Source organism: Bradyrhizobium sp. SZCCHNRI3052, from assembly GCF_032484895.1.
Lineage (GTDB): Bacteria > Pseudomonadota > Alphaproteobacteria > Rhizobiales > Xanthobacteraceae > Bradyrhizobium.
Genome location: NZ_JAUETW010000002.1, coordinates 478,313 through 492,830, shown reverse-complemented (window position 1 = coordinate 492,830; position 14,518 = coordinate 478,313). Strand labels below are relative to the sequence as shown.

9 protein-coding genes are annotated in these 14,518 nt (G+C 65.7%); 5 read left to right on the top strand and 4 right to left on the bottom strand.

Annotated elements, in window-relative coordinates; genetic code table 11:
* The first annotated feature begins 213 nt into the window (after positions 1-213).
* Positions 214-1,728, top strand: coding sequence for an ATP-binding protein (locus tag QW887_RS07425; RefSeq protein WP_315750236.1), 1,515 nt, complete (start codon positions 214-216; stop codon positions 1,726-1,728).
* 45 nt (positions 1,729-1,773) lie between these two features.
* On the opposite strand, the gene QW887_RS07420 is transcribed toward QW887_RS07425, so the two are convergent.
* Entirely contained in the window at positions 1,774-3,903 is a 2,130-nt protein-coding gene (locus tag QW887_RS07420; RefSeq protein ID WP_315750235.1) for a phosphocholine-specific phospholipase C, read from the bottom strand.
* Positions 3,904-4,176: 273 nt separating this feature from the next.
* Here QW887_RS07420 and QW887_RS07415 point away from each other — a divergent pair, with 273 nt between their 5' ends.
* Complete coding sequence (locus tag QW887_RS07415) at positions 4,177-5,769, top strand: ATP-binding protein (protein WP_315717857.1); 1,593 nt, start codon at positions 4,177-4,179, stop codon at positions 5,767-5,769.
* Between the two features lie 327 nt (positions 5,770-6,096).
* Positions 6,097-7,038, top strand: coding sequence for a transposase (locus QW887_RS07410; RefSeq protein ID WP_315751903.1), 942 nt, complete (start codon positions 6,097-6,099; stop codon positions 7,036-7,038).
* A 654-nt stretch (positions 7,039-7,692) separates the two neighbouring features.
* Here QW887_RS07410 and QW887_RS07405 read toward each other — a convergent pair.
* Positions 7,693-8,808: a PAS domain S-box protein gene (locus tag QW887_RS07405; RefSeq protein WP_316194326.1), complete on the bottom strand. Its 1,116-nt coding sequence runs from the start codon at positions 8,806-8,808 to the stop codon at positions 7,693-7,695.
* Between the two features lie 324 nt (positions 8,809-9,132).
* Here QW887_RS07405 and QW887_RS07400 point away from each other — a divergent pair, with 324 nt between their 5' ends.
* On the top strand, positions 9,133-10,812 hold the full coding sequence (locus QW887_RS07400; protein ID WP_316194325.1) for a PAS domain-containing methyl-accepting chemotaxis protein: 1,680 nt from the start codon (positions 9,133-9,135) through the stop codon (positions 10,810-10,812).
* Positions 10,813-10,857: 45 nt separating this feature from the next.
* Here the strand turns inward: QW887_RS07400 and QW887_RS07395 are convergent, their stop codons facing one another.
* Both QW887_RS07395 and QW887_RS07390 read right to left on the bottom strand, forming a co-directional pair.
* Complete coding sequence (locus tag QW887_RS07395) at positions 10,858-12,036, bottom strand: cytochrome P450 (protein WP_316194324.1); 1,179 nt, start codon at positions 12,034-12,036, stop codon at positions 10,858-10,860.
* Between the two features lie 89 nt (positions 12,037-12,125).
* Positions 12,126-12,917, bottom strand: coding sequence for a helix-turn-helix transcriptional regulator (locus QW887_RS07390; RefSeq protein WP_315718060.1), 792 nt, complete (start codon positions 12,915-12,917; stop codon positions 12,126-12,128).
* A gap of 177 nt (positions 12,918-13,094) precedes the next feature.
* On the opposite strand from QW887_RS07390, the gene QW887_RS07385 reads away from it, so the two are divergent.
* Positions 13,095-14,240 carry an ABC transporter substrate-binding protein gene (locus QW887_RS07385; RefSeq protein ID WP_316186794.1) on the top strand — a complete coding sequence of 382 codons (1,146 nt, stop codon included), beginning with the start codon at positions 13,095-13,097 and terminating at the stop codon, positions 14,238-14,240.
* The last annotated feature ends 278 nt before the right edge of the window (positions 14,241-14,518 follow it).

The following is a 14,518-nucleotide window of genomic DNA, read 5'->3' as shown; positions in this document are numbered from 1 at the left end:
GCACAGTACCGTCAAATGCGCGCGGGCCCAAGCGCCGGCCCTCACGGCAAGAGGCGCGTCGACAGGGAACTGGGCAGCCCGCGATCGGGTTCCATCTGCGAACCATCCACAGCCCATCCCGCAATCTGGGACAGTCCATTGCAAACGCTCGACGTGCGCGCCCGCGCTTGTTAAGCGCCAGCCTCTGCGTGAAGCGGGCTTGAGTCGGGGCACATGACGGTTGCAATCGAGATGGGGCAGACGGCGGCGGGATCGCCTGCGGCCCTGGACCTCGAGGAACTGCTGGCGACCCGGCTCCTGGTGCAGGGCAATTCCGGCTCCGGCAAGTCGCATCTCCTGCGCCGCCTGCTGGAGCAGAGCGCGCCCTGGGTGCAGCAGACGATCATCGACCCGGAGGGCGACTTCGTCACGCTGGCCGAGCGATTCGGCCATCTCGTGATCGCGGCCGAGGACCACACCGAGCGCGCGCTGCAGGTCGCCGGCGAACGGGCGCGGATGCATCGCGTCTCGACGGTGCTCAACCTCGAAGGCCTCGACGCCGAGAATCAGATGCGGCGCGCGGCCGCCTTTCTCAACGGCCTGTTCGAGATCTCCCGCGACCACTGGTACCCGATGCTGGTCGTGGTCGACGAAGCCCAGCTGTTCGCACCGGCCGTCGCGGGCGAAGTCTCCGACGAGGCCCGCAAGGCCTCGCTCGGCGCGATGACCAACCTGATGTGCCGCGGCCGCAAGCGTGGGCTGGCGGGCGTGATCGCGACGCAACGACTGGCGAAGCTCGCCAAGAATGTCGCGGCCGAGGCCTCGAACTTCCTGATGGGCCGCACCTTCCTCGACATCGACATGGCCCGCGCCGCCGACCTGCTCGGCATGGAGCGGCGCCAGGCCGAGGCGTTCCGCGATCTCGAGCGCGGCCAGTTCATGGCGCTCGGCCCCGCGCTGTCGCGCCGTCCACTCGGCCTGCGCATCGGCCCGACCGACACCAAGCCGCGCAACGCGACGCCGCGGCTGATGCCGCTGCCGGAGGCCTCGCTCGAGGACGCCCGCGCGGTGATTCTCGCCGCACCGCCGCCCGAGACCAACGCGCGGCCGCAGCGCAAGCCGCAACCGGAGCTGCTCGACCAGCTCATGGCGGCGAAGTCCGCCGCGCTCGAGCTGCGCCCCGAACCGCCAGCACCCGCCGTCAGCGAGGAGGAGCTCGCCGAACGCAAAGCCCGCGTCGAGCGCGTGCTGCGCGCGGTCTTGGCCGAGCCCGACGCCGGCTTCCGCGCCGTCGGCGTGCTCTACCAGGAATTCGTCGTCCGCTGCCGCATCGAGGGGCTGGGCACGGCCGTGCCCGACCTCAACGAGTTCCGCCGCATGCTGACCCGCGCCCGCGCCGGGCTCGGCGGCGACGAGACGGCCGACGATGCCGGCTGGCAGGACGTCACGCTGCGCGCCTCGCTGCTGCCTGAGGACATGCAGGGCGTGTTCATGATGATCGCCCGCGCCGCCAAGGACGGCCGCCCCTGCCCGAGTGACGCGGCGATCGCCCGCGCCTATGGCTCGCATTCGTTGCGCCGGGCGCAGCGCCTGCTGACCTATATCGAGGACCAGGGGCTCATCGTCTGCCAGCTCGACGGTGCCGGCCGCCGCATCGTCACCCTCGTCGAACTTGCCTGGGCGACGGCGCCCGGCGATCCCAATGCCGACGACGCAGCACCCGAAGGTCTCGTCACCTCGTCATCTTGAGGATGCGCCCAAATCGCTCCGGGCGCATCCCGATATCGTTCGCGATCAGGTCGCGGCGATCCTGCCCATCGCCGGGTCGCTGATGCTGGGCCGGCCGTTCTCGACGTGACCCGCGAGCTGCCAGTTGAAGTTGGCATCGCTGTCCGTCGTGACCGTCAGGTCGTACCAGCCATGGGTCTGCTGCAGGCGAACCCGCGTCTCCAGCCGCTGGCCACGCTGCAGGCGGTGCCGCTCGCTGCGTCCCGTATAGTTGTCGGCCAGTGTCACGACACAGCTCGCCCCCTTGTTGGTGAGCGCGATCGCAAGGCTGCGCGAATCGTCGTCATCATCCCAATCACAGAGATGGACCGTATCGACGTCGACCAGCGCGGCGGTGGTGGCGACGCCGCCCTTGAAGTGGCGGAAGAAGCCGTTCGGGCCGTACACCGACAGATCGTACTGGCCGGCGCTGGCCGCGAGGTCCCACACGCCGTGCAGCGATTTCCCGGCTTCGACGGTGTAGCTCCACGGACCGGTCGCGGTGTTGCCGGAGCGGACGTGGAAGCAGGCGCCCGCCTGCCCCGGATTGGCGAAGCGGATCGCGAACGTCTTGTGCGCAGCATCGGCGTCGCCATCGACCCTGAGATCGTAGGGCAGCGGGCGCGCCGGGCGAATGCCCGGCTCCTGCTGCGGCAACGCCTGCTTGGCCGGCGGCACCGGATGATAGTCGTCGAAGCGGGCACCGGAGGTGATGTCGGCGGCCGGCGGCTTGTAGCCGGCCGTGCTCGGCAGCGGCGCCATGCCTTCGTTGGGCGAAGTGAAGTTGAACGCCGAGGTGAGATCGCCGCACACCGCGCGCCGCCACGCCGGGATGTTGCTCTCGAACAGATCGGGCGCCTTGTGATGGAAGCGGCGCTCGATGAAGCGGATCACAGACGTGTGGTCGAACACTTCCGAGCACACGAAGCCGCCGCGCGACCACGGCGACACCACCAGCATCGGCACGCGGACGCCTAGTCCGTAGGGGCCGGCAACGTGGCTTCCGTCGCCAGCGAAGAGGTCCGTGCTCACATCGACGGTCGACTGGCCCCAGGCCTGCGACATCGCCGGATACGGGCCGACGACATGGTCGAAGAATCCGCCGCCCTCGTCGTAGTTGATGAGCAGCGCGGTCTTGCTCCACAGCTCGGGGTTCGACGTCAGGATGTCGAGCACCTTGGAAATGTACCAGGCGCCCGGCCCGGGCAGCCAGTTCGGATGCTCGCTGAACGCCTCCGGAGCTGCGATCCACGACACCTGCGGCAGGGTGCCGTTGCGGACGTCGTTGCGCAGCCCGTCGAACAGATTCTCGAACGTGCCGCCATTGGCGATGTTGCTGCCGCGCAGCGCCTTCTCGTATAGCGGGCTGCCTGCTTGCGAATTCTGATACTGGTGGAAATACAGCAGCGAGTTGTCGCCGTAATTGCCGATCCACGGATTCTGGGTCCAGCCCCAGGAGCCTTCCGCCGTCAGGCCGAGACCGACGTCCTGGTAGACCTTCCAGGAGATGCCGGCCTTCTCCAGCCGCTCCGGAAACGTGGTCCAGTCGTAGCCGGCTTCCGCATTGGTGATGACCGGGCCGCCGCCCTTGCCGTCGTTGCCGTCCCAACCGGTCCACAAGTAGTAGCGATTCGGATCGGTCGGGCCCATCACCGAGCAGAAATAGGAATCGCACACCGTGAAGGCGTCGGCCAGCGCATAGTGCCAGGGCAGATCCTGCCGGTTCAAGCAGGTCATGGTCGTGGTGCCCTTGTTGGCGATCCACTTGTCGTAGTTGCCGTTGTTCCAGGCCTTCTGGCCGTCGTTCCAGCCATGGGCGACGTCCTCGACATAGACCTGGCCGGCATTGTCGACGCGGAACGGCATCACTGCCCCCGCGCCGTTCGGCTGCTGCCACACCGGATTGCCATTCGGCAGCTTCACGGCGCGCGGATCGTTGAAGCCGCGGACGCCGCGCATCGCGCCGAAATAATGATCGAAGGCGCGGTTCTCCTGCATCAGCACCACGATGTGCTTGACGTCCTCGATGCTGCCGTGGCGGTTGAACGCCGGAATGGCATGCGCGCGCTCGATGCTCTGGCCGAGGGCGGCGGTCGCAGCCGACGCTCCGAGCAGCCGCAGGAACTCGCGCCGGTTGTGCGCGATCGTGTTCGACATCTCGTTCATTCCCCATGGTGATGACGGTGTCGAGCGGCTTAGGTCGGCGCGTTAACAACCGCGTGACCGGGCGGTAAAGGATGTGTGGCAGGCTTTTGACGCCGCGCGGCGGAGCGGCATTCGCGGCGAGGGCGCCCTGCCGCGATGCGCGTCGAAGCCGCCATTGCCCTTGCGCCGGAGACGAAAAGCTGAATGATCCGTTCGGGTTGCGACGACGACAGGCCGGGCCGCCCCCGGATTTTGGCGCGTTGCGTTGTTGAGGATGATTTGCATATGCCGACGTTGACGGTGCAAGCGGCGGGTCTGCAGGGAGCGCCGGTATGGGCATGGCTGCAGGTCGTATCCAACGGACTGATCGCCAGCGCCTTCTTCACCATCGCCTTCGTCGTCGGCACGTTCCTGCGGCGGCGCTGGCGCGACGTCATGTTCCGCGGAATCGTCGGGGCGCTTGCGACCTTCGTGGCCGTCGTCGGGGTCACCCGCCTGCTTGCGATCGTCGATCTCTGGGTACCGACCTCGACCATCACGGACGTCATCAACGTCTTTCTCGGCGTCACCTCGATCGGAATCATCGTCATCATGATCAAGATGCTGCCGCAGCTTCTGGTGCTGCCGACGCGCATCACCTTGCAGAAGGCCTATGCGCAGCTCGAGGAGGAGATCCGGCAGCGCCGCGCCGCGGAAGCGATGGTGCGGCGATTCCAGGAAATCGAGGCCAACGAGGCCCAGGTCCGTCAGGCGCAGAAGATGGAGGCGATCGGCCAGCTCACCGGCGGCGTCGCGCACGACTTCAACAACATCCTGACCGTCATCACCGGGACGATCGAGATCCTTGCCGATGCGGTCAAGGACAAGCCCCAGCTCGCCGGCATCGCCGGCATGATCAGCGCCGCCGCCGAGCGCGGCGCCGATCTGACCCGGCACCTGCTCGCCTTCTCGCGCCGCCAGCCGCTGCAGCCGCGCGCCACCGACATCAATGCGCTCATCGTCGAGGCCGGCCGTCTGCTGCGGCCGACGCTCGGCGAGCAGATCGAGATCGAATCGATGCTGGCCCATGACAGCGCGCCGGCGCTGATCGATCCGAGCCAATTGTCGACCGCGATCCTCAACCTCGCGCTCAATGCGCGCGACGCGATGCCGGACGGCGGCAAGCTGACCCTGGAGACCAAGAACGTCACGCTCGACGAGCACTACGCGCAACTGAACCGCGACGCCAAGCCCGGAAGCTACGTCATGATCGCGGTCAGCGACACCGGCCAGGGCATTCCGGCTCCACTGCTCGACAAGGTGTTCGAGCCGTTCTTCACCACCAAGGACGTCGGCAAGGGATCGGGCCTCGGGCTGAGCATGGTCTACGGCTTCGTCAAGCAATCGAACGGCCACGTCAAGATCTACAGCGAGGAAGGCCACGGCACGACGGTCAAGCTCTATCTGCCGCGCGCCGCCGGACTGCCGGAGACGCCGGCCGCAGAGCCCGGCCGGCCGGCGGTCGCGCGCGGCGACGAGACCATCCTGATCGTCGAGGACGATGCGCTGGTGCGCGACTACGTCGTGGCTCAGGTGCGCCGTCTCGGCTATCGCACGCTGTCGGCCAGCAATGCCGCCGATGGGCTGACAATCATCGACAGCCAGGAACGCATCGACCTGCTGTTCACCGACGTCATCATTCCCGGCGGCATGAACGGCCGGCAGCTCGCCATCGAGGCCGAGAAGCGCCGCCCCGGACTGAAGGTGCTCTACACATCTGGCTACACCGAGAACGCGATCGTGCATCATGGCCGGCTCGATGCCGACGTGCTGCTGCTGGCAAAGCCGTATGTCAGCGCCGATCTCGCGCGCATGATCAGGACGGCGCTGGAAGCGTAAGGCGAACCGCGATGGTGGCGCCGGTCGATGTCTCGTTTGCCAGAGCTCGCGCGTCACGACCGGTGTCGTCCCGGCCTTGCGCCGGGACCCATGGCCACCGGCCATGGTGGCGAAGCGAAATCGATCCACCAGCGTGCCTCACACAAATTCCTGGGGTTATGGGTCCCTGTGTCTGGAAAGTCTGCCATGATGATGGTGGGCGGGAAGCCGTTGGGTCCTTGGCGCTAGACGCCGTGAGCCGGCTCGGTCTCCCGCCCGTTCCATTTATCAACCTGAACAGTTGCACGAGGCTGCGCCAACAGACCTCGCATCACAGGGACAGGCACCGTGATCGTACCTTTTCGTTGCGTCGGAATCGACGTTTGCAAACCCTATCTCGATATTTTTGATGAAGCCGTGGGGGCGCCGGAGCGCATCGCCAACGGGCCACAGGCCATCACACAGCTGGTGGCGCGTTGGGGATGCGATGTTCTGGTGGTCTTTGAGGCCACGGGTGTCTACGACCTCGAACTGCGCGAGGCCCTGCGTCGGGCGGGCATCCGCTTTGCGCGGATCAACCCGGCTCGAGCTCGCGATTTCGCCCGCGCCAGCGGCCAACTCGCCAAGACCGATCCGATCGACGCGCGAACGCTGGCAGCCTTTGGGCGCGCCATGCAGCCAGCCACCGAGCAGGCCATGACGCCTGCCCAAAGCGCCCTCGCCAGGCTTGCAAAACGGCGGGATCAACTGGTTGCCATGCGCGCCCAGGAAAAGAACCGCCGCAGCGAGGCCGAGGACCGCGCCATGGCCGAACGCATCAGCCGCCTGATCGAGGTCCTCAATGACGAGATCGTCGAGATCGAGGCCGAGATCAACGCGCTCATCAAAGCCGAGCCGGTGCTTGCGGAGCAGGCACAGCTGATGCGCTCCGTGCCCGGTGTGGGACCCGTCGCCTGCATGCAACTCATCACCCAGATGCCGGAACTCGGCCATCTCGGGCCAAAGGAGGTAGCCGCTCTTGCGGGCCTGGCTCCCTTCAATCGCGATAGCGGGGCGTATCGTGGCAAGCGCAAGATCGGCGGCGGCCGGAAGCGTGTCCGCGACGCCCTCTACATGGCCGCCCTCAACGCCGTCCGCCGCGCCGATCGCTTCAAGATCTTTTACAACCGTCTGCGCCAAGCCGGTAAACCCGCCAAGCTCGCCCTCATCGCCGTCGCCAGGAAGCTTCTAACCATCCTGAATGCCATGATGCGCGACCGAAAACCTTATGCGATCACTCCATCAACATAACAGTTGCCGGATCGGCGCGCTGTGCGCGCTTGTCCGGGACGACACCGGGGATTGGGTTGGCGACATGAGCAGCCATGGAGATGAGCGCGTGCGTTCCCGCGGCCTACGAGGCCCGAGGTGATGGGTTCGTCGTGTCCCTCCTGATCATGAGAGGGCGCGAGGAAGGCCGGACCTCGGCTGAGGCCCGTGGCCCGCCTGCTCAAAAGAATGCAGGCGGCAGGTACCACAGGTACAGCCGGACAGACCCGGCCTTCCCCGCGCGACGGTGTTAACGGTGTCCTTCGTGCTCTCCCTGGGGATCGGCGTTCTTGCCCCATCGCCCGCGCGTGCCGTCAAGCAACGCTCACGGACTTGACCTCAGCGTCGAGAGGCCAGGACCACACGACTTCGCCGTCCGTGCCGCCTGCGCTCGTCTGGCACAGCCGTCACGTCCATCGCAGCCCACCTCCACGTTCGTGACGACGCGTACGTCCCTCTGCTCGAGGCGGGATGGGCAAGACCATCGGTCTGATTTGCCCGACGACGCAAGCCGGCGCGGCTGCGGCAAACTAACTCGACGGGCATTTCGCGCATACGAAGCATGCGGAGATTGCTCGTCGGGCACATCTGGCCGGTGCTCCATCCAGACGTGATGCCGTGAAGGTCGGCTGACGATCAGCGGACGGACGGAGCAGCGGCGGCTTCACCCCGCGCCGCCAGCGGCAATGACGCCTGCCTCAGACTTTCCGACGGGGTCTCACCATAGATCTTTCGATACTCCCTGGCGAAATGCCCCGGATTGCTGAAGCCACATCGCAGGGCGATCGACGTCACCGTGTCACCCGCTTTCGCATCATACAGCATGCGGTGCGCATGTTGGATTCGCGTCAGCTTGATCTTCTCGGCCAAGGACACGCCACTCTTCGCGAAGTACTGATAGACCGTGCGGGGGCTGACGCCGTAGCGAACCGCGAGTTGCTGGATCGATATCTTCTGATCCCAGTTCGTCTCAATGTGTTCCAGGATCCTGCGAATGGGCTCCGGCACCTGGCGATCGCGATCGAGATGATCCGCGGTGACGTCGATCGTCGCGCCGACGAGATGGGTTCGTCCGTCGGACGGGCTGTAGACGGAGGTCGCCATGCCACGGACCCAGCGCACCGCACCGGCTTTGCCAAGCACCCGGTAGTCGCGCGTGTAGCCGGTTCGCTTCATGATCGCACGACGGATGACCTGCGCGAGCCCGTTCCGATCCTCGGGATGCACATGGCACAACATGTCGCGCAGCGACGATGGCGACGCCGGCGGAAAATCTCCCTTGGAATCGTCTGCATCGACGATCAGGTTGAACGTCGACAGCCCAGCGAGCTTCTCCGCGGCCGCAAGCTGTTCTTCCAGGATCCTGGTTGTCGTGATGTCCTCGACCACGGCGCAGAACCACTTCAGGCGGCCCCTGGCGTCCCTGACGGGATTGACGGTCACGCGTCCCCACACGACGCTTCCGTCCGGCCGAAGATAGCGCTTGTCGAGCTGATAGGTCGCGATCTCGCCTGCAAGCAGCTTGTCGTGCTGCAGCCGATTGCGCTCCCGGTCCTCTGGATGCGTCAGATCGACAAAGGTCAGCCCATCGGTCTTGAGCTGCTCCAGCGTGTATCCGACGATCCGGCAGCATTCGGCGTTCGCAAACCGGATATGTCCCGTTGCACTGTCGATGATCGAGATGCCGATGCCGAGGCTGTCGAGAAACACCCTCGGCACCGCGATGACTTCGGCAATGTCCTTCTCTGGCATGTCGAAGCCGATACCATCCAATCTGGTTGGAGCCTAGCGCCGAGGATCATGTCGATCGTGATCTAAGGCAATCCCGGCCCTGCGACACTTGAACACGCCCCGCAGATTCACGGCCATTCCTGCACAATCAGAACATCTCTGCAGATTGCTGCCTAACCGAATCTTACTGACGAGCTGTTAGATTGAACAAAGCCCCCGGGAATTTACGGGAATCATCGAGTTCGGGAATGATCGCAGTCAGCGCCGTCTCTGGATCACAGCAACTACCGCGTGATCACGAGGATGTGCACATCGCTGGCGTGATCGTTTGCACAGGAGACCATCATGTTTGGCCGCAAGAACAACGCCGCATCCCTGGCCGCCCTGGCCGCAAACGCGATCACCGCGAAGGTGATGGTCGCTGACGACAAGCTCAACATCGTCTACATGAACGAGGCGGTACGGGCGCTGATGCGTGAGGCGGAGGCCGATCTCAAGACGCAGTTGCCGAACTTCCGCGTCGACGGCCTCATCGGCACCAACATCGACGTCTTCCACAAGGACCCGACCCACCAGCGCCGCATGCTGCAGGCCCTCGCCTCCGAGCACCGGGCCACCATCAAGATCGGCAAGTGGACGTTCGATCTGATCGCGCAGCCCTTGAAGCACCCGGACGGAAGCCGCGCCGGAACGGTCGTCGAGTGGTCCGACGCCAGCGTGCGGCTGCAGAACCTCGACTACAGCGCTCAGGTCGCGGCCATCGGCCGATCACAGGCCGTGATCGAATTCAACCTGGACGGCACCATCGTCACCGCCAACGACAATTTTCTGAATGCGCTGGGCTACAGCCTTCCGGAGATCCAGGGCAAACATCACAGCATGTTCGTTTCGCCGGAGGAGCGCAACAGTGCCGCCTATCGCGAGTTCTGGGCCGCCCTGAACCGCGGCGAATATCAGGCCGCGGAATACAAGCGAATCGGAAAGGGCGGCAAGGAGGTATGGATTCAGGCGTCCTATAATCCGGTGTTCGATCAGAACGGAAAGCCCTTCAAGGTCGTCAAGTTCGCCACCGACGTGACCGCTCAGAAGCTTCGGAATGCCGATCTCGCCGGACAGATCGCCGCCATCAGCAAATCGCAGGCCGTGATCGAGTTCGAACTGGACGGCACCATCATCGACGCCAACAACAATTTCCTGCAGGCGCTCGGCTATACGCTGTCCGAGATCAAGGGCCGCCATCATTCGATGTTCGTCGATCCGTCAGAGCGCGACGGTGCGGCCTACCGCAACTTCTGGGCCGCCCTGAACCGCGGCGAATATCAGGCCGCGGAATACAAGCGGATCGGAAAGGGCGGTCGCGAGGTCTGGATTCAGGCCTCCTACAATCCAATCCTCGACCTCAACGGCAAACCGTTCAAGGTCGTGAAATACGCCACCGACGTCACCAAGCAGGTGCTGGTGCGGATGGGCAACGAGCGCGTCCGCGGCATGATGGAGTCCGTCGCCGCGGGTGCCGAGGAATTGAACGCCTCGGTGCGCGAGATTTCCGAGGCCATGACGAAGTCCCGCGAGACCGCGATGGGGGCGGCTGACCGGGTCGCCTCCGCCGATTCGCAGGCCAAGCGCCTGAGCGAGGCGACGCAGGCGATGAGCGGCATCGTCGAGCTGATCGGCAACATCACCGGGCAGATCAACCTGCTGGCACTCAATGCCACGATCGAATCGGCGCGCGCCGGCGATGCCGGCCGCGGCTTTGCGGTGGTCGCGTCGGAGGTCAAGAATCTCGCCACGCAGGCCAAGGCCGCCACCGACAAGATCGGCGCGGAGATCGCCGGACTGAACGGAATCTCCAGCGAGGTCGTGAATGCGCTGAACGCGATCAAGGTCGAGATCCAGAACGTCAGCGAATACGTCACCTCGACCGCCGCCGCCGTCGAGGAGCAGAGCACGGTCACCGGCGAGATGTCGTCCAGCATGCAGCGCGCAGCCGCAGAGGCGCAGGCGATCGCAGCAGGCAGGGCGTAGAGGCCGCCTGAGCACGGCGCTCCCTCGCAAGGGCCGCGGCGAGGATCAATCCTGCGTCGCGTCCCAGGTCACCGGCAGATTGAGCAGGCCGCGAAAGGCCCAGCCGCCGATGCGCACCGGCTCGGTGTCACGCAGGCGCAGGTTCTTGAGCCGCGCGAACAGCGTCGGCAGCGCGACGTCGGCGATCATCGCGCGCGAGGCCCAGGCGCCCGCACAGAAATGCGGGCCAGCACCGAAGGCGATGCTCTTGGAGACGTCGCGGCGGACGTCGAAGCGATCGGGGTCGGTGAAATGCGCCTCGTCGCGATTGGCCGAGCCGAACATCAGGAACACGCGCTCCTCCGGTTCGAAGGCGACGTCGCGAATCGTCCAGGGCTTGGCGATGCGCCGGGGCGACATGCCGATCGGCGAGATCCAGCGGGCATATTCCTCGAACACCTGGAGCCAGCGCACCTCGCCATTGATGGCCAGCGCGAGCTGCTCGGGATGCGTCAGCAGCGCCCACACCGTGCCGGCGATGGCATCGCGCGGTTCGTTCTGGCCGCCCGAGATGGCGAGCTTGATGTTGGCGCGGATGCTCTCCATCGGCATTTGCGTGGCGAGCATCACGCCAAGCAGGCTCTGGTTCGGGGTCTTCTCCAGCACCGGCAGCATGTCGTCGATGGCAGCGTCGATGCCTGATGTCGCGGCGTTGCAACGCGCCTCGACCGCGGGATCGCCGGTGTAGTTGGCGATGCCGTCGATCATCGCCTGCGACCACGCATTCATGTCCTGGAAGCGCATGTTGGTGAGGCCGGTGATCAGCTTCAGGCACTCGGCCGAGAACGGCAGCGCGAAATCGCCGACGAGATCGACATCCCTCGCCGGGTCGAGCGAATCGAGCAGCCGGTCGGCGTGGGCCTGAAACTGCGCCAGCCAGTGCACGCGCACGGCGCGCGGCGACACCGCCGGCGCGATCGCCTGACGCTCCGCCATGTGCGCCGCGCCGTCCTTGCGCATCATGTTGTGGCCCATCAGCCGGTTCATCAGGCCCTGCGGCTGATGTGAGCTGAAGACGTCGATCTGCTTCTCGGAGACAAAGATGTCGTCGCGACGGCACAACAGCGTGCTGCCGAGCTGCGGCACGAAGGCGATCGGCGTCTCCTGGCGCATGCGAGCCAGCGCCGGATAGGGATCGGCCCAGAACGCGGCGGTATCGATGTCGAAATGCGGTGCTGTGCTCACTCTCGGTCTCCGGTTCTGACGGCGCAGGCTAGCCGCACGCTCCGGCAACGTCTGTCCCGGCGATGGGTGACAGCGGGCGAGCCCCTCGCTCAGTTCAGCGGCCGCGGTGTCGTCATCAGGCGGAGGGCGATCGCGAACAGCTCGTTCTGCGAGGCGATGCCGAGCTTCTCATAGGCGCGCTTGCGATAGGTGAAGACGGAGTTGAGGGCGATGCCGAGAGCCCCGGCGATCGCCTCGGAGGTGAAGCCTTCGAGGATGCGACGGCAGACGTCCTTCTCCCGCGCGGTGAGGACCGACAGCGGTCCGCCGGCGGCGAACAACGAAGCAAATCTGTCGGCCGGATCCATCGCGGCAGCGCGATCCTGGCAATGACGCGCGACGATGGCCCCCACGATCGGGGCGACCGCGGCGATGCGCTGGCGCTCGTGGGGCGCAAAACCGCCTTGGGCAGCAGTGCGATAGAAGTTCACGTAGGTGCAGTGCTCGCCGACCCAGATCGCGGTGGCGGCCTTGTCGACGATCTCGGAGTCCTCGAAGAACAGCTTCCGGTAGCCCTTCGGGTACATGCGGCGCGCGAAGTTCGGCAGCAGGATGTGGCGCGCCTCCGCGCGCTCGCGAAAGATCGTATCCCGGTTCGGATCGGCGATGTGGAAGTGCTCCGAATAGGCCGCGCCGAGGTCGGGCCCGATCGCGATGTTCCCCGTGCTGAGCAGGCAGCGCGCCGAGCGCTGGTCCTCGAAGGCGAACACCATGCAGTGGCCGACATCGGCAACGATGCGCAACGTCTCGATCAGGACTTGCGGAAATGCGGGCTGTCCGATCGCGAGCACCATCGCGCCGACGGCACCGGCCGCCTCGATGCCAGGCTCCTGAGCCTCCATGCGTTCCTCCCGGATCTCTTTGTTCGCCGAAACCTAGCAGCAACCCGCCCTGGCTGGAAGCGCCGCCCCGCGTCACCAACCACGGGGACAGACACGAGGCCGCCGGTCCGGCTACGCTCATCGGCCAAAGTCTCGGCCAGTCAACGCGCCGAGCACGCTCAACGGGGAGGATACGCGATGAGAGCCGCGCTCACGGCGATCGGAATTGCTGCAACGATGGCTTTCGGCGCGCCCGCGCGCGCCGACATCAAGGTCGGTATCGTGGTGTCCGCAACCGGGCCCGGCTCGGCGCTCGGGCAGCCGCAGATCAAGGCGGTGGCCGCGCTGCCGAAGGAGATCGGCGGCGAGAAGATCGTCTACATCGCGCTCGACGACGAATCCGACAGCGTGAAGGGACTGCAGAACGCGCGCCGCCTGGTGATCCAGGACGGTGTCGACGTCATCATCGGCTCCTCGCTGACGCCGGTCACCATGCCGATGCTCGACGTCGCGCTCGAAAGCAGGACGCCGCTGCTGTCGCTGGCGGCCTCGACCGCGATCGTGCAGCCGATGGACGACAAGCGCAAATGGGCATTCAAGGTCGTGCCCAATGACGACATCATGGCCGCGGCGATGCTCAAATACATCGCCAAGACCGGGGTGAAGACGCTCGGCTTCATCGGCGTGTCCGACGGCTATGGCGAGGGCTATTATCAGGAGGTGACGAAGCTGGCGCCGAAGCTCGGGCTCACGGTGACGACGCACGAGGTCTATGCGCGCGGCGACACCAGCGTCACCGGCCAGGCGCTCAAGGTGATCGCCACCAATCCGGATGCGGTGTTCATCGCGTCCGCCGGCACGCCGGCGGTGCTGCCGCAACAGGCGCTGCGCGAGCGCGGCTATGCGGGGAGGATTTTCCAGACCCATGGCGTCGCGACGCAGGAGTTCATCAAGCTCGGCAAGGAGAATGTCGAGGGCGCGGTGTTCGCCGGCGAAGCGTTCTCGATCGCCGACGACCTCCCCGCGGAGGATCCGTTCCGCCGCGCCAATGACGAATTCGTTTCAGCCTATCTGGCCGCCAATGGTGACAAGCCGAACATCTTCGCCGCACATCTGTGGGACACCGCCACGCTGCTCAAGCGCGCCATCCCGGGCGCATTGAAGGCGGCCAAGCCGGGCACCGCAGAGTTTCGCGCCGCACTGCGCGACGAACTGGAGCGCGGCAAGGACGTCTATCTCAACAACGGCCTCTCCAACATGAGCCCGACCGACCACAACGGCTACGACGAGCGCTCGGCGTTCCTGATCAAGGTCGAGGGCGGGAGATTCAGGCTGGTGAAGTAGTCAAGCTCGTGATCGGAAGCATAGTCTGCCGCGCAGGCGGTGCACTCCCCTCCCCCTTGCCGGGAGGGGTCGGGGGTGGGGGTCCACGAGTCCCACTGTCAATGATGTGCGATTGAACGCGCGCGAGACAGACTAAATCGTAGAGGGCGAAGTCAATGCTCACGCCGAAGCCCATCTGCCGAACGTGAGCTTGCAACTTAGTTCAGCGCCCGGGGACCCCCACCCCCGCCCCCTCCCCGCAAGGGGGAGGGGGGCGCACTGGTCGTGCGGCACGACAC